The sequence below is a fragment of the Mongoliitalea daihaiensis genome, assembly GCF_021596945.1.
GTDB lineage: Bacteria > Bacteroidota > Bacteroidia > Cytophagales > Cyclobacteriaceae > Mongoliitalea > Mongoliitalea daihaiensis.
The window spans coordinates 1508068-1529261 of record NZ_CP063779.1 but is presented as its reverse complement, the minus strand read 5'-3'; the positions used below and the strand labels follow the sequence as shown (position 1 = coordinate 1529261).

Sequence of the window (21194 nt, the reverse complement as noted above, 5' to 3'; positions counted from 1 at the left end):
TTATTGATAATAAAAAATTACAATTCTTGAAAAATGTTAGAAAAAATTTTATTTAGTTATCAAAATGCAGACTATAATAAATCTTTGATCTTAGGCTCTAAACGATTAATTAATTTGTAGATAGTCTCTAGTTTTAGAGGCTTCACTTCAAAATATTCTACCGAAGGATAACTTGCGGCCTTATCCATATCCAATGGATCAATAGAACTTGTTAAGACTACAACTTTAAATGCTATTTTGATATCCGTATCGAAGTTTTGAAAAATATCTAAAAAGCCCCAACCGTTTAATTTGGGCATATTTAAATCTAACAAAATTAAAGATGGCCTTTGAGTTTGCTTATATTCCTCCAATTGCGAGGGTTGCTGGATAAATTTCAAAGCCTCATTGGCATCCGTAAACGGAATAATTTCCCCCGGAAAACCGATCAGTTTCAAAAACTTTTCATTCATCAAATTATACACAAAGTCATCATCTATAAGAATGATTTTTTGCCAAGCTTGATCCAATTTCATAGGTAAAAGTGTTTTCGATATCTAATATAGAGATTATTTAGCTAAGAAATATAATCCCTGGTTGATTTCTAAATATTCTACGATACTAAGAATAGATTTTTATACATATCATCCAATTTGACGATCGGTATAATAGTTATCCAAAACTTCGATAAATCGATCCCTTTTAATCCATATTTTGAAACCATGATGGTTTTGAAGCCCAACTTTTCTGCCTCAGAAATCCTACTTTCAATTTTATGAACCGCTCTGATTTCACCGCCTAATCCAACTTCTCCGGCAAAACACAGACTATTAGGAATTGCCGTATCTTCATAGGAAGAAATTAAGGATGCACAAACTGCCAAGTCCAAAGCCGGATCATCGACCTTCAATCCCCCCGCCACATTCAAAAAAACATCCTGCTGCCCAAGTCTCATACCTCCCCTTTTTTCCAATACAGCCAAGAGCATGTTTAAGCGCTTGGAGTCGAACCCGGTACTGCTTCGTTGAGGTGTCCCATATGTAGCTGGACTGACAAGTGATTGTATTTCGATAATCAAAGGCCTATTCCCCTCCATCATAGCTCCAATAGAAACTCCATTCAGGATTTCTTCCCGCTGTGTTAGTAGTATTTCCGAGGGATTCGCTACTTGTCGTAAGCCATCTGCCCGCATTTCATATATCCCCAACTCATGAGTAGATCCAAATCTGTTTTTGGAAGTTCTCAATATCCGGTAGGTCAAATGCCGGTCCCCTTCAAATTGTAATACCGTATCCACCATATGCTCTAGGACTTTTGGTCCAGCAATCGTGCCTTCTTTGGTAATATGACCAATCAAAAATACAGGGGTTCCCGTTTCCTTCGCAAATTTCATCAGCTCCGCAGTACATTCCCGCACCTGAGAAACCGATCCTGCTGCAGATTCCACCAATTGACTATGCAAGGTCTGTATGGAGTCAATAATCAACAAGTCAGGCTTCAACACCTCCACTTGGGTAAAGATTTGTTGCGTATTCGTTTCTGCTAATACATAGCAATTGGCAGATTGAAAAGCCATCCGATCAGCCCGCATTTTTATTTGTTGCTCACTTTCTTCACCGGACACATACAGAACCTTTAACTTAGATAGCTCTAAAGCTATTTGTAGCAATAAGGTTGATTTACCAATACCAGGCTCTCCTCCTATCAAGATCAGTGAACCGGGAACAATGCCTCCTCCCAGCACCCTGTTGAGTTCGGCATCTCCTGTGACAACTCTTGGTTGCTCCTCAAAATTTACTTCATGCAACAACCGAGGTTTCGCTGCTTTTCTCTCCTTGGACAAGCCTGCTTTCCAGGTACCCAACCCTTGTTCCTCTTTTTGGACCAGCTCCTCCACATAGGTATTCCACTCTCCACAAGAAGGACATTTCCCTAACCATTTTGCACTGTTGGCCCCACAATTTTGACAGAAATAGCTCGTCTTTACTTTTGCCATTTGAATATCAGTGAGCTTCTAACCAATCTTTACCTACACCTGTCTCTACCACCACCGGTACTTCAAGCTTGACGGCATCTGCCATTAGCCGTGGAATTTCTCGCTGTAAAATCTCCAACTCATCCTTGTGTGCATCAAATACTAATTCATCATGTACCTGTAAAATCATTTTTGATTTTAACCCTTCTTTTTTCATCCATTGATGTACATGAATCATGGCGACTTTAATCATGTCTGCTGCAGAGCCTTGGATTGGAGCATTAATGGCATTTCGCTCAGCGAATCCCCGCATCGTCATATTACGACTATTGATATCCCTCAAATAACGGCGACGACCCAAGATAGTCTCTACATACTCATCTTTACGGGCCTTTTCTATACATGCATCCATGTAGGACTTCACTGCAGGAAATTCCTTAAAATACGCGTCTATGATTTCCTTAGCCTCCCCTCGGGGAATACCCAAGCGCTGAGATAATCCAAAAGCTGAGATCCCATAGATGATTCCAAAATTTGCTGTTTTTGCTTTCCTTCGCATATCAGAAGTAACTTCATCCAAGGTAACTTGAAAGATTTTTGCCGCAGTAGCTGCGTGAATGTCTCTCCCATTCTTGAAGGCTTCGAGCATGGACTCATCTTTAGAAAACTCCGCCATGATTCTCAATTCGATTTGTGAATAATCAGCTGCCATCAGCACATGATTTTCATCCCTTGGCACAAAAGCCTTTCGGATTTCCCTACCTCGATCAGTACGGATAGGAATATTCTGTAAGTTAGGATTCGTAGATGACAACCTTCCCGTTGCCGCCACAAATTGATTGTAAGTAGTATGTACTCGACCCGTTTTTGGATTGATCAAATTGGGTAAGGCGTCTACATAGGTTGACTTTAGTTTGACCATCTGCCGATATTCCAAAATAGCACGTGCAATCTCATGATCAGCGGCCAACTTACTCAATACTTCTTCCCCTGTTGCATACTGCCCTGTTTTTGTTTTTTTCGCTTTGGGGTCTAGCTTTAATTTCTCAAACAATACATCTCCCAATTGCTTGGGAGAGGCTAGATTGAAAGTTACGCCAGCCAACTCAAAAACACGCTTTTCAATCGCCTTACTTTCTTCATCCAAGGTTTCTGACAACTCTGACAAGCTTTTGGTGTCGATTTTCACTCCTTCAAACTCCATATCCGTCAAGACCTGGATCAATGGGTTTTCAACTTCATGCAACAGCTTTTCCAACCCATTGGCTCGAATGGTTGGGTCAAGCTTTGCTTTTAATTGTAAGGTAATGTCAGCGTCTTCGGAGGCATATGCCACTACTTCGTCCACTTCAACATCCCGCATATTTCCTTGATTTTTACCCTTTTTCCCAATCAAAGACTCAATTGAAACTGGTCGATAGTTCAAATATTGCTGCGCCATCCAATCCATGGAATGCTTTCCCTCCGGCTCGATGAGGTAATGGGCAAGCATGGTGTCATACAGCCTTCCTTTGACTTCAACGCCATAATTTTTCAATACCAATAAATCATATTTGACATTTTGGCCAATCTTCGTAATCTCTGCGCTTTCAAATACAGGAATAAACATGTCCAAAATTGCTTTTGCCTCATCCTGAGCTTCGGGTACTGGCACATAAAATGCCTCCCCTACCACATAGGCAAACGATAAACCCACCAATGTTGCTTCATTGGGATTAAGAGAGGTAGTTTCTGTATCAAAACAAAATTCTTCCTGCAATGCCAAAAAGCTGACCAATTCCTGAATTGCTTCCTTCCCCTCGATTTTATGGTAATCGTGCGCCTTGGTGAGAATGTTGTCAAAAAACAGAGGAGCTGCAACTGCAACATCTTCCTCTGAACTTTCCTCAGCTTTTTCCTCTTCCACAGTTCCCGTAAACAATCCCAATTGTTCACTGACTTTTACTTGTGGTTTTTTGATCTTTTCACCAAAGACCCGCTGAGTTAATGTGCGGAATTCTAATTCAGCAAAAAGTGCTTTCAATTTTTCCTCATGGGGCCCATCGTACCGAAGCTCTTCCTCATTGAATTCAACAGGAACCTCTATATTGATGGTTGCAAGTTCTTTGGATAACAGCCCTTGCTGCGCAAAATTTTCTACATTTTCCTTTTGCTTACCTTTGAGTTTATCGGTATTGGCTAATAAGCCCTCAATAGTACCGTATTCTTTAAGGAATTTGACCGCTGTTTTCTCTCCAATACCCGGAATGCCTGGAATATTATCCACAGCATCCCCCATAAGACCCAGAATATCCCGTACTTGATCTACATTTTCGATATCCCATTTGGCGCAGACTTCCTTAGGCCCCATAATATCTACCCCATTGCCCATGAAAGCTGGCTTGTATAAAAAAATATGTTCCTCTACCAACTGCCCGTAATCCTTATCCGGAGTCATCATATACACCTCAAAACTTGTGCGCTCTGCTTTTTTGGCTATCGTCCCAATGATGTCATCGGCCTCAAAGCCATCCAACTCCAATACAGGAATATTGAAGGCGTTGACCAACTCCTTTACCCATGGAATTCCAATAGAAATATCTTCTGGCTGTTCCTGACGATTGGCTTTGTAGGCCTCAAACTGAATATGCCTGAATGTAGGAGCTGAGGTATCAAAAGCTACTGCAATATGTGTAGGCTTTTCTTTTTCAAGGACCTCCAATAAAGTATTGGTAAATCCTAGCATAATTCCTGTATTTAATCCTTTAGAGTTGATTCGGGGATTTTTGCTGAATGCAAAATGAGCTCTGTAGATCAACGCCATCGCATCTAGCAGAAATAGTTTTTTATCGCCTTTTTGAGACATGTATGTAATATTCCTTAGTGATTAATCGATTTTCACTGTTTCCAGCATAGAAACAGAAAGCTAAATTACAAAGAATAATCCATCAGGCGGGGCTAGTTCGAATACAAAAAGCTAAATTTGCACTCTAGAGTCAGAAATCGTCACATTTTCTTCCCACCCAGAAGTCCCCTTAGTTTATGAAAATTTGTTTCGCTACTAACAACACAAAAAAAATTCAAGAAGTAAAAGCTGCTCTTGGGGATTCATTCGATATCGTCAGTTTGGAAGATATCGGCTGTATGGAGGAATTACCCGAAACTGGAGATACACTCGATCACAATGCCTTTCAAAAAGCACGTTATGTATTTGAAAAATACGGAGTAGATTGCTTTGCAGATGACACAGGGTTGGAAGTAGAGGCACTTGATGGGGCTCCGGGCGTCTATTCTGGAAGATTTGCAGGTGAACCTAGGAGCGACGAGCGGAATGTCAGCCTTTTATTAGAGAAACTTAACGGTCAATCAAATCGTCGCGCACGATTTCGTACAGTCATCGCCTTGATCTTGAAAGGCAAAGAACACAGTTTTGAAGGAATTGCCGATGGTGAAATAATTTCCGAACGAACAGGGACCGGAGGTTTTGGGTATGACCCTGTTTTTAGGCCATGGGGGTATACTAAAACATTTGCTGAAATCAGTATGCAAGAGAAGAACACCATCAGTCACCGGGGAAAGGCAGTAAAGTCCTTGATTGAATTTTTAAAATAATGCTTACTTTTGTACCCCATGAAGAAACCATTCATTGTCGGCATTACGGGCGGTAGCGCATCCGGAAAAACTCTTTTCTTAGATAAACTTTTACATTCTTTCGAACCTGGAGAAGTTTGCCTGATTTCCCAAGACAATTATTATAAACCTCGGCACCTTCAGCCTATTGATGACAAGGGCGTTCACAATTTCGATACACCTCAATCTATTGACTTTGAACAGTATGCCATAGACATACAGAAATTGGGAAATGGAGAAACAGTGTTCAGACAAGAGTACACCTTTAACAATCCTAATAAAAAACCGAAAATGTTAGAGTTTGCACCTGCACCAGTAGTAGTGGTGGAAGGCATTTTTGTCCTGTATTATCCTGAATTGGCTAAACTTTTAGATTTGAAAATTTTTATCGATGCCAAAGAATACATCAAACTCAAGCGAAGAATTGTGCGAGACAAAGTAGAGCGCGGCTATGACTTAGACGATGTACTTTATCGCTATGAAAATCACGTGATGCCTACGTACGAAAAATTCATTGATCCATTCAAAAACGATGCTGATTTAATTGTCCCAAACAACAGAAACTTTGATAGAGCATTGGATGTAATCCGGGCTTACATGCGTTCAAAAGTCAAATAATCAAGGATTTAGCAAGAAAAACAAAGAAAAAGGCTTCAATTCTGACATTTTTCAATTGAAGAAGCATAGCTTTTTACAAATATTCATATATTTGCCGACCATGAAGCAAAACAGAAAAAATATGTATACCATCAAGCAGAGGCTTTCCTTCCTCTTGGTGTTATTTTTCTGTCTGCTAACTTCTGTCTTGGAATACCTACCACAAAATCAAACAGTTGATACTCCGGTAGATTATTCACAAACTGAGTCAGATGCTACCAACGATCATAAGTTTGTAGCTGTAACCGTAGATGCCGTTGTTCCATTTGTAGTGGCTATAAGTCAACATGTATTTCATGTCATCTTTGAATTCGTTTATGCGGAAAAATCAAAAATTTCCACGATAGTATCTACTACCGCTCAAAACTTCCATTTTTGGGAAATACTTTTAGAACAAATAATTTCTACGAATGCACCTTAAAGGTGCTGCCTTCTATTTTTCTGCCTGAATAAGGCAGTTATTCTCTAGTTACATTCCATTCGAAACAATTTAAAATCAAACTATAGTTATGCGTAACCAAGGTGTTATTGTGTTTTTGACGGTAGTCATTACAGCACTGTGTCTGTATTACCTGTCATTCACATTTGTATCCAACAACATACAGCAAAAAGCTGTAGCATATGCCACAGACTCCCAAGGAAATGTGGACTTTGCAAGGCAACAGGCCTATCTTGACTCTATTTACAGAGAGCCTGTTTACAACTTTCTAGGTGCCAAATTCACCTACAAAGAAATCAAAGAAACCGAACTTGGTCTAGGGCTTGACCTTCAGGGCGGGATGCACGTGACTTTGGAAGTTTCTCCCGTAGAGATTGTCAGAGGTCTTTCCGGAAGCAGTAAAGATCCAAATTTCAACGCCGCATTGGATCAAGCTACAGAAGCATCTAAAACAAGCAATGATAAATTTGTTAATTTATTTTACAGTGCTTGGAATCAAAAAGCTGGAAATCAGAAACTCAGCTCTATTTTTGCAACGGCCGCTAACAGAGGAAGAGTTTCTCTGGAAAGCAGTGATTCAGATATCTTATCGATCATTGATACTGAAATCGAAAATGCCATTGAACGGTCATTCAACATCTTGAGGACGCGAGTTGATAGATTTGGTACTTCTCAGCCAAATATCCAACGAATTCAAGGGACTGGTAGAATCCAAATTGAATTACCAGGTGTAAGCAACGCTGAACGTGTAAGAAACCTTTTACAGGGTGTAGCAAAACTACAATTCTGGCAAGTTGCTGAACTAAACGAATTCCTCCCAGAGCTAGAAGCAGTCAACAGCTTCCTCGTAGCTGAGGCGCAACAGCAAAAAGCAGCGGAAAGCCCTGCTACTGAAAGTGAAATAGACGAAGAGGAAAAAACAGATCTAGAAAGACAATTAGCAGGTGAAGACGTAGATGATTTATCGACTCAAGTATCTCCAATTTTCAGCTTAACCAAATCCAATCAGGGATTGGTATATGAAATGAGAGATACAGTGACCATCAACAGGCTTTTGGCGAGAGAAGATGTGAAAACATTGCTTCCAAGAAATGTTAAATTTTTATGGTCAGTAAAGCCACAAGTGGCGGATGGAATGGAGCTATTGGAGTTATTTGCAATCAGCTACAACCGAAGCAGCGATCAAGCTTTGATGGATGGAGATGTTATTACGGATGCAAGACAGACCTTGGATCAGACATCCAGACCAGCTGTAAGCATGCAGATGAATTCAGACGGCGCTAGAAGATGGAGAAAAGTAACTTCTGAAAGTATTGGAAAAAGAATCGCCGTAGTATTGGATGATTATGTATATACAGCTCCAACAGTACAAAGTGAAATCCCTTCCGGACAGTCCGAAATCACCGGTAACTTTACGTTAGAAGAAGCCAAGGATTTAGCTAATATCTTGAAGTCAGGTTCCCTTCCTGCTCCGACCAAAATCGTAGAAGAAGCCATCATTGGTCCTACTTTGGGTAAAGAAGCTCAAAAGCAAGGGGTAGTTTCCATGATAGCAGGTCTAGTATTGGTAGTCCTTTTCATGGTGGCTTACTATGCCAAAGGTGGCTTGGTTGCCATCGCAGCATTGGTATTCAACATCTTCTTTATTTTGGGTATCCTTGCTCAGCTTGGTGCAGCCTTGACTTTGCCAGGTATAGCAGGTATTGTATTGACCATCGGTATGTCGATTGATGCCAACGTATTGATTTTTGAACGTATTAAAGAGGAATTAAGAAACGGGGCTGGCCTATTAGCAGCAATCAATGAGGGGTACAATAAAGCATTCTCAGCAATCTTAGACTCCAACGTGACAACCTTCTTGACAGGTGCAATCTTATATGCCTTAGGTCAGGGCCCTGTAAAGGGATTTGCCATCGTATTGATGATTGGTATAGCATCTTCCTTTTTCTCTGCCGTATTTATCACACGCGTGATAGTATTCTGGATGACCAAAAAAGGAGATAAGAGTAATGTTTCTTTTGTTACACCATTGGCAGGTGACCGATTAAGCAATTTGAATATTGACTTTTTGAGTAAGAGAAAGGTCGCTTACCTGATTTCTACAGGTATCATCATTGTAGGTTTAGCTTTGGCCTCAATCAATGGATTGAAGTTTGGGGTTGACTTTACAGGTGGGCGCTCGTATATCGTAGAATTCTCAAGCCCCATTGTTTCTTCCGACTTGAAAGTTGGTTTGGATGATCAGTTTGACGGATCTGTAGAAGTAAAATCATATGGTGCAAACAACATCATGAAAGTCACTACTTCCTATTTGATCAATGAAGACGATGATGCTTCCAATGCAGAAGTTGAAAAGCGTGTTATTGAAGGATTAGCTGCTGTAACAGGTTATTCATTTGTTACGGATGTGACAAGAATGGCAGATAATCAATTTGCAATTACTGGTTCTTCCAAGGTAGGTGCTACCGTAGCGGATGACATCAAAAAATCATCGGCTGAAGCTATGTTCTTTGCTTTGGTGGCAATCTTCTTATACATCTTATTAAGATTCCGTAAGTGGCAGTTCTCTCTTGGATCAATCATCGCCTTGGTGCATGACGTATTCTTCGTGATTGCGGCATTTGCCATAGCATCTGCTTTAGGTGCAACCTTTGAAATCGATCAGGTATTCATTGCGGCTATGTTGACCGTAGTAGGTTACTCCATCAACGATACGGTGATTGTATTTGACAGAATCCGGGAAAACATTGAGAACAGAGGTACTTCCAAATTGGTGAAAATGTTTAATGATGCAATCAACCAAACCATGGCGAGAACATTGATTACCTCTTTGACTACGCTAGTGGTGGTATTGGTACTCTTGATTTTCGGTGGTGAAGTATTGAGAGGATTCTCATTTGCACTATTAATTGGTGTATTGGTAGGTACTTACTCCTCTATCTACATTGCTACTCCTGTAGTGGTGGATTTGATGAAACGTGAGATGGCAGCCGAAGCGACTGCATCTGCTGAATCAAGTCCTGCTAAAAAAACAGTTTAAAATACCCTGATTCGGGCTACCAAACTGTTAAATAAGCAGACTTAACTATTTCATGCAAAGTAAAATAAAAGGCTACCTGATTGATCAGGTAGCCTTTTTCTTGATATCTTATTACAGTTTTTCAGAGCTTTGAGAAGTCATGATACTTATTCAGCAATATTTCATTTTTTTATTCAATAAGACTCCTCCTCCCCATTTCAGATTCTGAATAGTAAAAGCTGAATGAACTAGGGCAGCAGCATGCTGGGAGTGGTCCTAATCAATTGTTACTGGCTAATGCTATTATGCTGGTTCTTTCTGATTTGAATAAAAAAACCAGATCCCGAAGCTTATATGACCTATACCCTGTATGATAGGGATATTAACCAGTATGATAGTGGTAAAATTCTATTATCATAAAAAGGCCGGAACAAGCATGAAGGGCTGAAAAAAGATATATTTGTAGAGAAGTATGGATACATTGAGGCTTTCGTGGTCCATGAGACATCAGAGAATGTCTGGTACGATACTTTTTATACAGATTACTGGTCCGATAGTAGTTCAAGAAACCCATTACAGCCTATCCCGATGAGTAAAGCGATATCGGGAATCCTTGGGGCCGATCAGGTTTATTGATCTTGATGGCATGGCACCCAAGAATTGCTGTCCACCACAATCCGCGTAAAAACACCAAAAAAACTTCATGGGATCAGTGTGCCCGTACTGAAATTCCTGAGCTAAAATCTACAAAACAGAAGACTACATTATACTTTTACCCACTGAAATTGACTTTGAATCAAAGTCTAAAGTTTCCAAAAAAAAGAAGTAGAGCTTAGTTTAAGCTCTACTTCCTAATTCCGAAGAAATTTTCTAAGATACTCCTATAACAAATTATTATTGTTCATTATTACTTTTCTCTCTACAATCCTCAGCTTTTTTGAGTTGAGTTCTTAGAGATACAAGTTTATTTGTTGCAAAAGCTTTGACTTGAGCATCTTCTGTATCTTTTACAGCTTTTTCATATAAATCAATAGCATCTTCGTGTTGATCTACCATTCTTTTGCTATAAGTTTTACTAAAATCATTCCCGTTTTTTTCATTAAGTTTTTTATAGAAATCATTTGAGTTTTCTGTAGCTGAGCTTGGAATGGCGATTGATTTTGACTGGGCCAATGTACTAAGCTCGGTAAGCGATTTAGAATTCTCTTCCACCATCATCTTCCCCAACGCTCTGACATGGTCAGAACTACCTTTTTGTTGGGCTAGTTTACCTAAACTAATATTTTCATGTTGCATTTCTGCCGCATCCATCAAAAACTGGGTGTCATCATCATTACTGATAACCATAACAGGTCTGTTTTCTGAATTTATGTTATTCCCTGTTCTGTAATCTTTTGGTTGATTGGCCATATTTTCTTTTTCGGCAACATCCCTTGAATCGTTTACCTTATTTTCAGTGCAGGAAGTTGAAGTAAAGAATACACTTCCTACTACCAAAGTTGACAATAGGACTGATTTAAATTTCATTAGATTTTTCATAGTATAATTGGTTTAGTTTTCATAATAAATGAAAGGGTAGTTTAAATTCCCCTTGCATGTGGGAGTTTTACCAGTGAATTTCTTTACCTTGGTTAGTTTTCCAGTTGTTTTCTAAGTATTTGGCATCATCCTCATTTTTTGGGGTTACCGTAATGACGACATTGCCTTCTTTGATCCCTGATTCATATAATTTCGCTCTGGTTTCAGGGATTCCTGAGCCTACCAAGGCACCGATAACGCCACCGGCGACACCACCGGCTCCTGCTCCAACCAAGCCTGCGGCTAATGGGCCAGCTATTAGGATTCCCAGTCCAGGAATCACCACACTTGTACCAATGGCAGCAATTACACCGACAATTGCACCTACTGTACCTCCTATGGCAGACCCCTTACCAGCATGTTCTGTAGCCTTGGTTCCTATTTCAGTCTCTTCCGTTGATGTATCACCATAGTCTTTTTCACGGGTTTCCTTAGACATAATTAAATTGATTTCCTCTTTTGAATATCCCTTTTCGTGAAGGGTATTATAAGCCCTTTCTGTACTTTCACGGTCCCTAAACATACCTGTCAATACTCTTTTTTCAGAAGTCCCTCTATCTTTATCAAGACCTTGATTCTCATTTCGTAAATTTCCCATTTGTGTTGTAGTTCATTGGTTTAGACTATTTATTGTTTTCTTTAACATCAAAATATCATAAGACACTTGACCTTTCTTGATCTTTTGACTTTTCTTTATTCTCATAGACTGACCAACTCATAAATCCATTGACAGGGGCTGTGGCTTTGTCTATTTTCTCTTTCCTTTTGATGCTTAGTGCTTTATTGGCAGATTGGACGGACTTTTCAGTTCGGTCTGTACTAACTGCTTTTTCATCAAGCAAGCCGTTGGAATCTCTGACATGCTGAATTGGATCCTCTACATTGTGCCACTCTTCTCCCATCAAGGGGCTTTTCCCCTCATTCCAAGGTCCTCTGTAATCTTCCCCTTTGGACATGTTGAAATACTTGTTGCTGAATTTGGGATCACTTGCCAAAATTCCAGGAGGAAAGTTTGGTTCAATAGTATCTAAAGCAGCTTGGAACATCTGATAATGGGCTACTTCTCTGGTCATTAAAAAACGCAATGTTTCTTTGACATAAACATCATCAGTGAATTTCATCAGGTTTTCATAGACCATTTTAGCACTAATCTCAGCACCCAGATCCAGACGTAAATCCGCTGTCAGGTCTCCCATTCCCATAATATAGCTGGCACTCCAGGGATTACCTACACTATCCGTAAGGGTTGGCGTTCCGCCACTTACTATAAAGAAATGTGGGTTGACCATAGCTTCATGGATATAACTTTCCTTGGCCGCCTGACCATCCAACATCTTTGTCAAATCAGATTCATCTGCTGCATTTTTCAGTTCTCCATTTACTCCGGTGAGCAACATTTGAATAGTGGCACCGACTATTTCAAGATGACTGAATTCCTCAGTTGCAATATCCATTAGCATATCATATTTGTCTGGAAAAGCTTTTCTGCAGCCAAACCCCTGAACAAAATATTGCATTGCTGCTTTAAGTTCTCCATTAGGTCCTCCAAATTGTTCGAGCAATAATTTCGCGAAACGAACATCAGGTTTTGAAACCCTAGCGTTGTATTGTAATTCTTTTACGTGATGAAACATTTCTTTTTTTTGGTTGAAGTGAAAGAATTTGTAAGGGTGATTTCCATAAAATCAGAATTCAAATTTTTACTGCTTTTGTTACTTCAAATAATTAAGCCTTGAAAAACAATACATATTTACCTTCGAAATGAAAATTATGGAAGTATAAACAATTACTTCTTTTGGTCAGGATCATCATTTAATTTTGCAAGGATTCCCTTTTTCTTGTTAGGAAGTCCTTTTTTAGCTTTCTCACTTTGATCTGGATTGTCATTTAACTGGGACAAAACACTTTGATTATGCTTCGGATTTTTCTTTTGGATTTTTTTCATGGTTTAGTATTTTTTGCGAAGAATTAACTGATACAAAATTCAGCATTTATACCTCCAAATAATTACACCATATTTTGAATAAATTATAAAAATTACAGATATATTTTCCTGATTAATAAATAGTTATGATCTTTTTAAAAACTTAGAGAAAGTTTCATTCCTAGCATCTCTTATTCCACGCAATCAGTTATTAGAAGGTAGGATTTAGATTTATTAGGGCGGAAGGGTGCCTTCGTGTAATTAGTGCCATTCTTGGATTTTTTTTATTTTAGTCCCGATAGCTACTTTAATTTAAAAAAATGATCTTATTTCAGACGATATTTCCATTGGGAGTACAAAAAATAGTCAATTCAGCTTTTTGTAGTTTAATCTTATTTCCTGACTAGTGTCAGTCTTGATCCATACCAGGTTTTTGAATCATGGTTTGGATTATCATTGACACTAGCCAAGATTTTAAGGATTCTTTTGATCAACTTATCTAGCGCTAATTTATACGCAAGTTGAACAAGATTTTCTCGGACTTGCCTTTATTTTTTTTCATTTGATCTTATCTATTTTGTTTTTTTATCATGCTTAGACAATGATTCCTTCAAGTCAAAACCTATTCCTATTGGTTTCTCCATCAATTCCATCACCTTGTTTCCCAGTCTTTTCTTCTCGGCATTTACCTTGTCTACAATGAAGCCACCAATTTCATTGGCTTTCTTCTGGGTTTTTATTCGATTTCTTTTAGTTGCAAAAAAGCCTACAATAGCCCCAGCTCCTATAACCATCAAAATAGTGCTTACTACTTGACCAGATCTATATAGTTTTTCAGTTTTCATGATTCTTTATTTATGCCTATTTGATAAGGCTTATCGGGGCATGAAGTGTAACTCAATTGTTCCTGCATCTTCTTTCAACCACAATTCATCTTCTTTCAATCTCAAAATTTCATAAATGCCATCCGCATCATCATTTTCAAAATCAAAGGATAATTTTGTTTCATTGCTTAAAAACTCCCATGTTCCTGAAGTAGTGAATTCATAATTGATTCCAAGGAAATTGTAGTTTGCTGTTAGAATCGCCTCCCCATCTTTTGTCAGACTCAATTCGTATTTTTCATATTCAGAAGTAATATTGGTACCTTCATCTAATGCTTCTCCTATTTTCCAGTCATTGGCCACTCTTTCTGTTTTTGATTTTAGACTTACTAAAGGACCATCTGGATAATCATCACAGCTTTGAAAAGCAAAGGCCGTAGCTACGAGTAATCCAATCATAATTTTTTTCATAATATTTATATTTTATGCAAATGTAGCGCTATCTAATTATTTTTTATTACATAAAATAATCATAAAATTATATATTTAACTGTACTAGCGGATGATAATTAGAGATTTGGTTGATTGAAATAGCATGGTTTAAGGCAGAATTAGACCCGCAAGAGATCGTATCAGAGGAAAATTAATTTAGTGTCTCTCGAATAAGTATTTTAAAAAATCCTACAACGTGATATTGATGCTATAAAAAATTTCTTTGTATAAAATCGGTAGATTTTTATGGTGGTTTAGAAAAAAAGCCCCGCATGACAAATTATACCCTGTAAAATGTCATGCGGAATTATTTAAGTTCAAACTGTACTTAGCCAAAAAATTGAATCAAATGACTTCGGCAAATCATTCAAGTAAGTCCCTAATTAGGAAATCCCTCATTTTGGTTTTACAAAGATCAGCTATTTCAGTACAGTAACTATTGTATATTTTTGTAAGAAAGTTATATAAATCAAATGTTTTTTAAAGATTTTTGACGCTGTTGTTTGATATGTTTAAAGAAAGAAGGCGTTAATCCTGTAACTTTTTTGAATTGATTGGAAAGATGGGCAACACTGCTATAACCCACTAGATATGAAATTTCTGTAAGGTTGAGCTCATCATAAACCAATAATTCTTTCACTTTTTCAATTTTGTTATAAATAATGAACTGCTGTATGGTTATTCCCTGCACTTCTGTAAAAATATTGGAAAGATAAGTGTAATCATACCCGAGCTTTTCACTGAGAAAGTCAGAAAAATTAATTTTAGGCAATGATTCTGAATGATGAATCATGATAACGATCTCATTTTTAACTTTATTTATCAAAATGCTCTTTTTATCATCAAGGAGCTCAAGACCTATCTTTTTTAGATTAATACTCAAATCATCTTTTTGTTGTTTGGTAATCTTTCCCAGGATTTCAACTTCCCCTAAACTGACTATACAGTATTTGACACCTAATTTTTTGAGTTCTTCTTTGACCACCATAATACATCGGAGGCTGACCATGTATTTGATATGAATTTTTTGATTTTCCATGATTACCAAAAATTATTCTACATTTAAAATAAAATTATCCTTATTGAAAGGTGGATCTTGGTATACGTTTGAATAAGACAAAGCTTTTTCAAGTAGTTTTTTTAACTGTTGAAAGTTATTGGGCTTGTTGATATAGACATTTGCTCCTAAAAGAAAGGTCTCCTCCATATCTCTTTGGGAAGAAGATGTCGTAAAAATAGCTACAGAGACTTCTTTGAATTTTTGATCAGCACGGATTTCTTTTAAACAATCCAATCCGTTCTTTTTGGGCATATTAATATCTAAGAACAATATGTCTGGCAAGTTTTCAATAACTGTTTGCCGTAACAGTTCCATAAGCTCGACTCCATCATTGACTGTCTGAACGGAGTTTCCGCTTTTCAATTCATCAAAAGCCTCGATAAACAAAAGCCTATCCGCTTCATCATCATCTGCAAGTACAATTTTTAAAGGATTGCTTTTCATTTTTTTGCTGGGAGGTATATATCAAAGATAGTTCCTTTATTTGATTCGCTTGTTGCTTTAATAAAACCATGGTGGTTTTCCACAATCTTTTTCACAATGGCCAAACCTATTCCTGTTCCAGCATATTCATCTTTACTGTGGAGCTTTTCAAAAACTTCAAAAATCCTTTTACTGTACTCCTGATCAAAACCTATCCCATTATCTGAAAAACAAATATGGTGATATAATTTATGTTGTAAATTTTCCAAAATTTTAATTTTATCATGGGTTACAAGCTTGCAGGAAATATTGATTTTCACAGGAATTGTTGGCTTGGCAAATTTTAAGGAATTGCTGATCATATTATGTATCAACTGCCGGAACTGAAATGGAATAACATTTACCTCACATAAATCATGGAGCTTTATTTGAGCTTGATTCTTATCCAGATCTTCTTTCATTTCTATCTGCACATCTTTGATAATCTCTTCCAAATTGGTCGCTTCAAATTTTCTTTCTGCAGAGTTAAGACTGGTAAAACTCAATAAATCCTCGATAAGCATTTGCATCCTATTCGAAGATTTTTGCATATGAAGAAAATACATTTGTCCTTTTGGTGATAAATTTTCTATTTCACTATCCAGAATCCTGTCGGCAAAAGTTTGGATCTTTCGGAGCGGTTCTTTTAAATCATGACTGGAGACATAGGCAAAAGCCTCAAGTTCCTTGTTCATTTTTTCAAGTTCAATATTCTTCTCGGCAAGGATTTTATTAGATTGATTTAGCTGGTTGGTTCTCTCTTTCACAGCTTTTTCAAGCTTTAGATTATAGATTCTACTTTCTTCAATATCCTTCGTAAACCCTTCCAGTCTATTTTTCTGGATTCTCTCAGCATCTGTTACATCGTTAAATGAAAGCAGGATTAGTTCTTCCCCATGACTTTTTTGAATAATACTGCTAGCATTTAAAAAAAATTCCCTTTCCCCTATCCGGGGAAAAGAATGCGTAATTTTGAAATTGCTAAAAGAGGGATTCTTTGGAATAATCTGTTCGAGCAACTCCCTCAAACTTGGAATATTCCAATGACCGTTTTCAAGATCAAATAAATGCTTCCCTTCTGTCTGTTGCTCATTGAGTTGGAAGATTCTCAAAAAGGATTGGTTGACTGTCCTTATTCGGAAAAATTTATCTAGGACAATCATGGGCTCATGTAATGTTGAAATAATGGCATTCGAATACCCGTAGGACTCATTAAGCAGTTCATTTCTGGTCTGCAGCTCTTGATTAGTTGTAATCAGTTCTTCGTTAGAAGATTCTAATTCTTCCTTAGATGTTTCCAATTCTTCATTTACAGTCTGCAACTCTTCATTACTTGACACCACTTCTTCATTAGCACTCTGCAGTTCCGCAATATACCTCTCCTGTTCTTGAGCAAGGTCAAGGGCATCTTCCTGGGAAGATGCCAATTCTTCTTCGAGCTGTCTTATTCTATTTTCCTTTAGCATTAATTGAGTATCCTGCATATCATCTGTAGCCTTTAGCCGATGAAGACCTGAAGCCTGATCATGTTGGGAAAAAACAACTATCATCAATTCTTCTTCCAATTCAACAAGAAGAGGGGCCACTTCAATACTAATGACATAAATTTCATTATGGAAATTAACTTCAATACCTGTTTTTCGGATACTCTTCTTGGCCTTGATGGATTTGGATATCAGACTCCTTAAGCCAAACGCTATTTCCTTTCTTACCATTTTCAGGATATTCAAGGAAGCTTTCCCGGAAACATGGCTAAAGTATACATCTGTGTTGCCCCTAAATTGAAGTATTTCCATCTGATGATTGATAACCACACATGCAGGCAAATAATCTGCAAGAAGAACTGCATCAATTATTTGATCTAAGTTCCTTTTGGTATGTACAATAGGTGTTTTTGGAATTCCGGATTTGGAATCGTTTCCATCTTCTTTCTGAATACGGTGGCTGAAATCTTTTGGCACTCTTGACGTGGGTTGTGGTAAAATACTAGAAGTGGCACTACTTTTTCTGGAATAGACTTTATGTTTTTTGTTTACTTCTGAAAACAGATCAGTGGAAGAACTTATGGTTTCTGCTTTTCCCAGCATTAGGAAGCCATTCTGATTCAAAGCATAATGAAAGGTTGCCAATACCCTCTTTTGGGCTGGACTACTGAGATAGATCAGAAGATTTCTACAGCTAATGAAATCAATTCTTGAAAAAGGAGGATCTTTAAGCAGATTATGGGGAGCAAAAACACAAATATCCTTGATGGTTTTGGATATCCTGTAATTGCTGTCGCTTTTGGTAAAAAAACGGTGAAGACGTTTGGGGGAAACAGACTGCAATTCATTTGATGTATAAAGGCCAGTTCTTGCCTTCCTGATTTCTTTCTCGCTAAGGTCTGTAGCAAAAATCTGTATAGGCACATGATTTCCTGTCTTCTGCTGAACTTCCAGGATCATCATAGCAATCGATAGTGCCTCTTCACCTGAGGAACAAGCAGGCACCCACACCCTTAATTTGTCCTTTTCATTTTTTGTCTGAAGAAGCCTAGGGAGGAGGGATTCCTTCAAATACTTATAGGTATCAGGATCTCTGAAAAAACTAGTCACATTGATCAAGAGGTCCTGATAGAGAATTTTCATTTCTTCATTGCTCTCCCCAATCAGTTGTCTGTATGTGTTGAGATCATATGATTTACAAAGCATCATTCTTCTCAAAATCCTCCGCTTGATCGTACGCGACTTGTAAACCGAAAAATCTACACCTGCAAATTTTTGAAGACTATGCAGGATAGCTATGAAATCGGGGTTATCGTCTTCAATATCATCTTCCTCTCCATTCAATGGACCTGAAACTCTCACCGTAGGAAGCTTACTGATTCTATTCAATTCAAAAGCAATTTCTTTTGGAGATAGAATAAAGTCTACTATACCCGTAGATATGGCAGATTGTGGCATACTAATAAATTTAGCCGATTGGTCTTGCGCAAAGGTCAAGCCTCCTTCTTGCTTAATTGACTTTAGGCCAATCGTTCCGTCAGTTGCACTTCCGCTAAGAATGATCCCGATTACATGAACCTTATGTGTCTTGGCAAGTGAAGAAAAAAGGATATCTATTGGTAAATTTACCTTTGGGCTTTCTGGCCTTGGGGATAGTATGATATGGCCTTTTTCAACTGATATTTCCTTGTCAGGGGGAATGATGTAGAAATTATTGGGCTTGATCAGTACCCTGTCTTCCACTTCTTTGACATCCATGGAGGTGATTTTAGCCAATAAAGGAGTAAGCATACTCTTATGGTCAGGGCTGAGATGCTGGACAAAAATAAACGCCATCCCTGTATCTGGATCCAAATATTTCAGCAGTTCAGAAATAGCTTCTAGTCCACCGGCAGATGCGCCAATGGCGACTATCAGAAACAACTCTCTCTCAGACTCCTCTGTAATAGATGTTTTACCTTTTTTTATTTCCCCTTTTTGTCCCATGCTGTTTATTGAATTAGAAAGGATAGCCTTTAGCACATCAGCATAAAAAGGTGGTGTTGCTAAAAATATTCAGTGAAGGTACGATATTAAGCTTGTTTTCCGAATCCGGTAAATTTGCGTTTAACTGATTCAAGCTTTTAATTTTCAATTAACAAAAACCAAACCATGAGGGGTAGATGTGGGAATTTTGTAATTTTTTGTTGTTCTTCTTGCAAGAGGCTATCTCTTGAGTGAACTAAATACCAATCTTTGAATGATAGCCAAAGGTGGGAAGAGTACGATGGTACTATTTGGGGGTAAATTAGATTTTTTTACTTGGTTCACTTTTTCAAATGCCAAGGTTAAGGACCTAAGTCAATCAAAACATTCATAAAAGGTCGATAGTTTTCAGGATTGCCGACCTTTTTTTGTACATTTTAGACAAAATACCCTGATCAAGGTATTTTACGGCTTTAATTTAGGTCTTACCTTGCAAAAAAAATTATGTAATGTTGAGCAACTGGTATTTAAATTCTATAGCAATTGGTTTGCTGGGATGTGTTATTTACTTTTTTTTGAAAAAAAGAAAATTGAGCACACCCAATTGGATTCTATTGGCTACGCTGAGCATGGTACTCGTACTCGAGACCATAGGCTTTAATACCGGGAGACAAAAAATCAACAATTCCTTCTATTATAATATCGGTTTCGTCCATTTAGAGTCATTGTTGTTGATTGCTTATTTTTACTTTTTGGCAAAACCTCCAACCATAAAAAAATCCATTCTCCAAATGACGAGTGTACTGATTGCATGGGGAGTACTTGTTTCAGTTTTCTTCCAGGATATTCAAACTACCTTTCAGTTTTTTGCTTTTCTGCCCTATGTGATTTTTATTCTATTTTTGGCTATTCGTCTGCTTAATCAGTTGGTTAAACAGCAAGTTTTTGAAAATATCCAGCTAGTACTAGTCCCTCATTTTTGGATTGGGCTATTAATTACCCTGTTTTACAGTGTAGCAATCGTGGTATTTGGAGCGTATCAATTCCATCCTGAATTTATTACTACCCATAGCAAAGTAATTTTTGGTTTTAACAGATTGCTTGCTGGTACCATGTATTTAGTATTTGGATTTGCTTTTTTTATTCCTTTGATTTGTAGTAGACCGCAAAAGTCGAACTCATTGATTTAAAGCATCATTCATATTTTATTAGGTCCCTAAAGTTATTGTTATGACAAAAGAACAATTAGAAGCTTTTCGAAAAGCTTATGCCAATTCCGTACAAAAATGTATCAAAGGAATCGATAAAAACGGTCGGGAAATTGAAAAGCAATCGGATTGGGTGTTTTTTGATAGAGAACTCCTTCAATCGCTTTTGGATATGACAGATCCTAAAACAGGAGGCTTGAAGATGTACTTTGGCCAATACGATAAAAACACGGTAAACCTATTGCCAGAAGGATTACCTAAGAGAGAAGACTATCTCGGTAGAATGTCTCTCGCAATTGCCGCAGCCAATAAAACGGAAAAGGGAATTATTGATGTAGAAAGCTCAACAGCTAAGGATTTGAAATCAGCCACTGATTTAGAAGAGCCATTAAAGAATGGAGGCCAGCTTTGTCCACCAGAATGTAATCCATAACGTATGCATGTTGTCAACTGGTATAATATAATGATTGTATTAGGACTGCTATTGAGCGTCCCTTGCTTTTTTTTAAACCTTAAGTC

18 protein-coding genes are annotated in these 21194 nt (G+C 37.9%); 6 read left to right on the top strand and 12 right to left on the bottom strand.

Going from position 1 to position 21194, the window contains the following annotated elements; translation table 11 throughout:
• Positions 1-71: 71 nt before the first annotated feature.
• From IPZ59_RS06425 to polA, 3 genes are all read right to left on the bottom strand, one after another.
• Positions 72-515, bottom strand: a complete 444-nt coding sequence (locus IPZ59_RS06425) for a response regulator (protein WP_236139055.1) — start codon at positions 513-515, stop codon at positions 72-74.
• Between the two features lie 77 nt (positions 516-592).
• On the bottom strand, positions 593-1975 hold the full coding sequence (radA, locus tag IPZ59_RS06420) for a DNA repair protein RadA (RefSeq protein WP_236139054.1): 1383 nt from the start codon (positions 1973-1975) through the stop codon (positions 593-595).
• 7 nt (positions 1976-1982) lie between these two features.
• Entirely contained in the window at positions 1983-4799 is a 2817-nt protein-coding gene (gene polA, locus IPZ59_RS06415; RefSeq protein WP_236139053.1) for a DNA polymerase I, read from the bottom strand.
• Between the two features lie 176 nt (positions 4800-4975).
• On the opposite strand from polA, the gene IPZ59_RS06410 reads away from it, so the two are divergent.
• The 4 genes from IPZ59_RS06410 to secDF all read left to right on the top strand — a co-directional run bounded on the left by IPZ59_RS06410 (position 4976) and on the right by secDF (position 9699).
• On the top strand, positions 4976-5545 hold the full coding sequence (locus IPZ59_RS06410; protein WP_236139052.1) for a non-canonical purine NTP diphosphatase: 570 nt from the start codon (positions 4976-4978) through the stop codon (positions 5543-5545).
• 18 nt (positions 5546-5563) lie between these two features.
• Positions 5564-6181 carry a uridine kinase gene (gene udk / locus IPZ59_RS06405; protein WP_236139051.1) on the top strand — a complete coding sequence of 206 codons (618 nt, stop codon included), beginning with the start codon at positions 5564-5566 and terminating at the stop codon, positions 6179-6181.
• 100 nt (positions 6182-6281) lie between these two features.
• Positions 6282-6641, top strand: a complete 360-nt coding sequence (locus IPZ59_RS06400; RefSeq protein WP_236139050.1) for a hypothetical protein — start codon at positions 6282-6284, stop codon at positions 6639-6641.
• Between the two features lie 88 nt (positions 6642-6729).
• The gene (gene secDF, locus IPZ59_RS06395; RefSeq protein WP_236139049.1) at positions 6730-9699 is read left to right on the top strand and encodes a protein translocase subunit SecDF; all 2970 of its coding nucleotides are present in this window, start codon (positions 6730-6732) and stop codon (positions 9697-9699) included.
• Positions 9700-10572: 873 nt separating this feature from the next.
• On the opposite strand, the gene IPZ59_RS06390 is transcribed toward secDF, so the two are convergent.
• The 9 genes from IPZ59_RS06390 to IPZ59_RS06350 form a co-directional block, all read right to left on the bottom strand.
• The gene (locus IPZ59_RS06390) at positions 10573-11217 is read right to left on the bottom strand and encodes a DUF4142 domain-containing protein (RefSeq protein ID WP_236139048.1); all 645 of its coding nucleotides are present in this window, start codon (positions 11215-11217) and stop codon (positions 10573-10575) included.
• 67 nt (positions 11218-11284) lie between these two features.
• Positions 11285-11854, bottom strand: coding sequence for a hypothetical protein (locus IPZ59_RS06385; RefSeq protein WP_236139047.1), 570 nt, complete (start codon positions 11852-11854; stop codon positions 11285-11287).
• 55 nt (positions 11855-11909) lie between these two features.
• Positions 11910-12890, bottom strand: a complete 981-nt coding sequence (locus IPZ59_RS06380) for a manganese catalase family protein (protein ID WP_236139046.1) — start codon at positions 12888-12890, stop codon at positions 11910-11912.
• Between the two features lie 152 nt (positions 12891-13042).
• Complete coding sequence (locus IPZ59_RS06375; protein ID WP_236139045.1) at positions 13043-13201, bottom strand: hypothetical protein; 159 nt, start codon at positions 13199-13201, stop codon at positions 13043-13045.
• 551 nt (positions 13202-13752) lie between these two features.
• Entirely contained in the window at positions 13753-14025 is a 273-nt protein-coding gene (locus tag IPZ59_RS06370) for a hypothetical protein (RefSeq protein WP_236139044.1), read from the bottom strand.
• Positions 14026-14055: 30 nt separating this feature from the next.
• Positions 14056-14475, bottom strand: coding sequence for a hypothetical protein (locus tag IPZ59_RS06365; protein WP_236139043.1), 420 nt, complete (start codon positions 14473-14475; stop codon positions 14056-14058).
• Positions 14476-14965: 490 nt separating this feature from the next.
• On the bottom strand, positions 14966-15535 hold the full coding sequence (locus IPZ59_RS06360; RefSeq protein ID WP_236139042.1) for a helix-turn-helix domain-containing protein: 570 nt from the start codon (positions 15533-15535) through the stop codon (positions 14966-14968).
• Positions 15536-15547: 12 nt separating this feature from the next.
• On the bottom strand, positions 15548-16000 hold the full coding sequence (locus IPZ59_RS06355; RefSeq protein WP_236139041.1) for a response regulator: 453 nt from the start codon (positions 15998-16000) through the stop codon (positions 15548-15550).
• Entirely contained in the window at positions 15997-19488 is a 3492-nt protein-coding gene (locus tag IPZ59_RS06350; RefSeq protein WP_236139040.1) for a CheR family methyltransferase, read from the bottom strand. Before IPZ59_RS06350 ends, IPZ59_RS06355 begins: the two co-directional genes overlap by 4 nt.
• Positions 19489-20042: 554 nt before the next feature.
• On the opposite strand from IPZ59_RS06350, the gene IPZ59_RS06345 reads away from it, so the two are divergent.
• Both IPZ59_RS06345 and IPZ59_RS06340 read left to right on the top strand, forming a co-directional pair.
• Positions 20043-20657 (top strand): hypothetical protein, encoded by a 615-nt coding sequence (locus IPZ59_RS06345; protein ID WP_236139039.1) that lies wholly within the window; start codon positions 20043-20045, stop codon positions 20655-20657.
• A 40-nt stretch (positions 20658-20697) separates the two neighbouring features.
• Positions 20698-21108, top strand: a complete 411-nt coding sequence (locus IPZ59_RS06340) for a hypothetical protein (protein ID WP_236139038.1) — start codon at positions 20698-20700, stop codon at positions 21106-21108.
• Positions 21109-21194 lie beyond the last annotated feature (86 nt).

Coding starts and splice junctions, on each gene's coding strand:
- IPZ59_RS06425 (WP_236139055.1), bottom strand. CDS start 515: ATGAAATTGGATCAAGCTTGGCAAAAAATCATTCTTATAGATGATGAC.
- radA (WP_236139054.1), bottom strand. CDS start 1,975: ATGGCAAAAGTAAAGACGAGCTATTTCTGTCAAAATTGTGGGGCCAAC.
- polA (WP_236139053.1), bottom strand. CDS start 4,799: ATGTCTCAAAAAGGCGATAAAAAACTATTTCTGCTAGATGCGATGGCG.
- IPZ59_RS06410 (WP_236139052.1), top strand. CDS start 4,976: ATGAAAATTTGTTTCGCTACTAACAACACAAAAAAAATTCAAGAAGTA.
- udk (WP_236139051.1), top strand. CDS start 5,564: ATGAAGAAACCATTCATTGTCGGCATTACGGGCGGTAGCGCATCCGGA.
- IPZ59_RS06400 (WP_236139050.1), top strand. CDS start 6,282: ATGAAGCAAAACAGAAAAAATATGTATACCATCAAGCAGAGGCTTTCC.
- secDF (WP_236139049.1), top strand. CDS start 6,730: ATGCGTAACCAAGGTGTTATTGTGTTTTTGACGGTAGTCATTACAGCA.
- IPZ59_RS06390 (WP_236139048.1), bottom strand. CDS start 11,217: ATGAAAAATCTAATGAAATTTAAATCAGTCCTATTGTCAACTTTGGTA.
- IPZ59_RS06385 (WP_236139047.1), bottom strand. CDS start 11,854: ATGGGAAATTTACGAAATGAGAATCAAGGTCTTGATAAAGATAGAGGG.
- IPZ59_RS06380 (WP_236139046.1), bottom strand. CDS start 12,890: ATGTTTCATCACGTAAAAGAATTACAATACAACGCTAGGGTTTCAAAA.
- IPZ59_RS06375 (WP_236139045.1), bottom strand. CDS start 13,201: ATGAAAAAAATCCAAAAGAAAAATCCGAAGCATAATCAAAGTGTTTTG.
- IPZ59_RS06370 (WP_236139044.1), bottom strand. CDS start 14,025: ATGAAAACTGAAAAACTATATAGATCTGGTCAAGTAGTAAGCACTATT.
- IPZ59_RS06365 (WP_236139043.1), bottom strand. CDS start 14,475: ATGAAAAAAATTATGATTGGATTACTCGTAGCTACGGCCTTTGCTTTT.
- IPZ59_RS06360 (WP_236139042.1), bottom strand. CDS start 15,535: ATGGAAAATCAAAAAATTCATATCAAATACATGGTCAGCCTCCGATGT.
- IPZ59_RS06355 (WP_236139041.1), bottom strand. CDS start 16,000: ATGAAAAGCAATCCTTTAAAAATTGTACTTGCAGATGATGATGAAGCG.
- IPZ59_RS06350 (WP_236139040.1), bottom strand. CDS start 19,488: ATGGGACAAAAAGGGGAAATAAAAAAAGGTAAAACATCTATTACAGAG.
- IPZ59_RS06340 (WP_236139038.1), top strand. CDS start 20,698: ATGACAAAAGAACAATTAGAAGCTTTTCGAAAAGCTTATGCCAATTCC.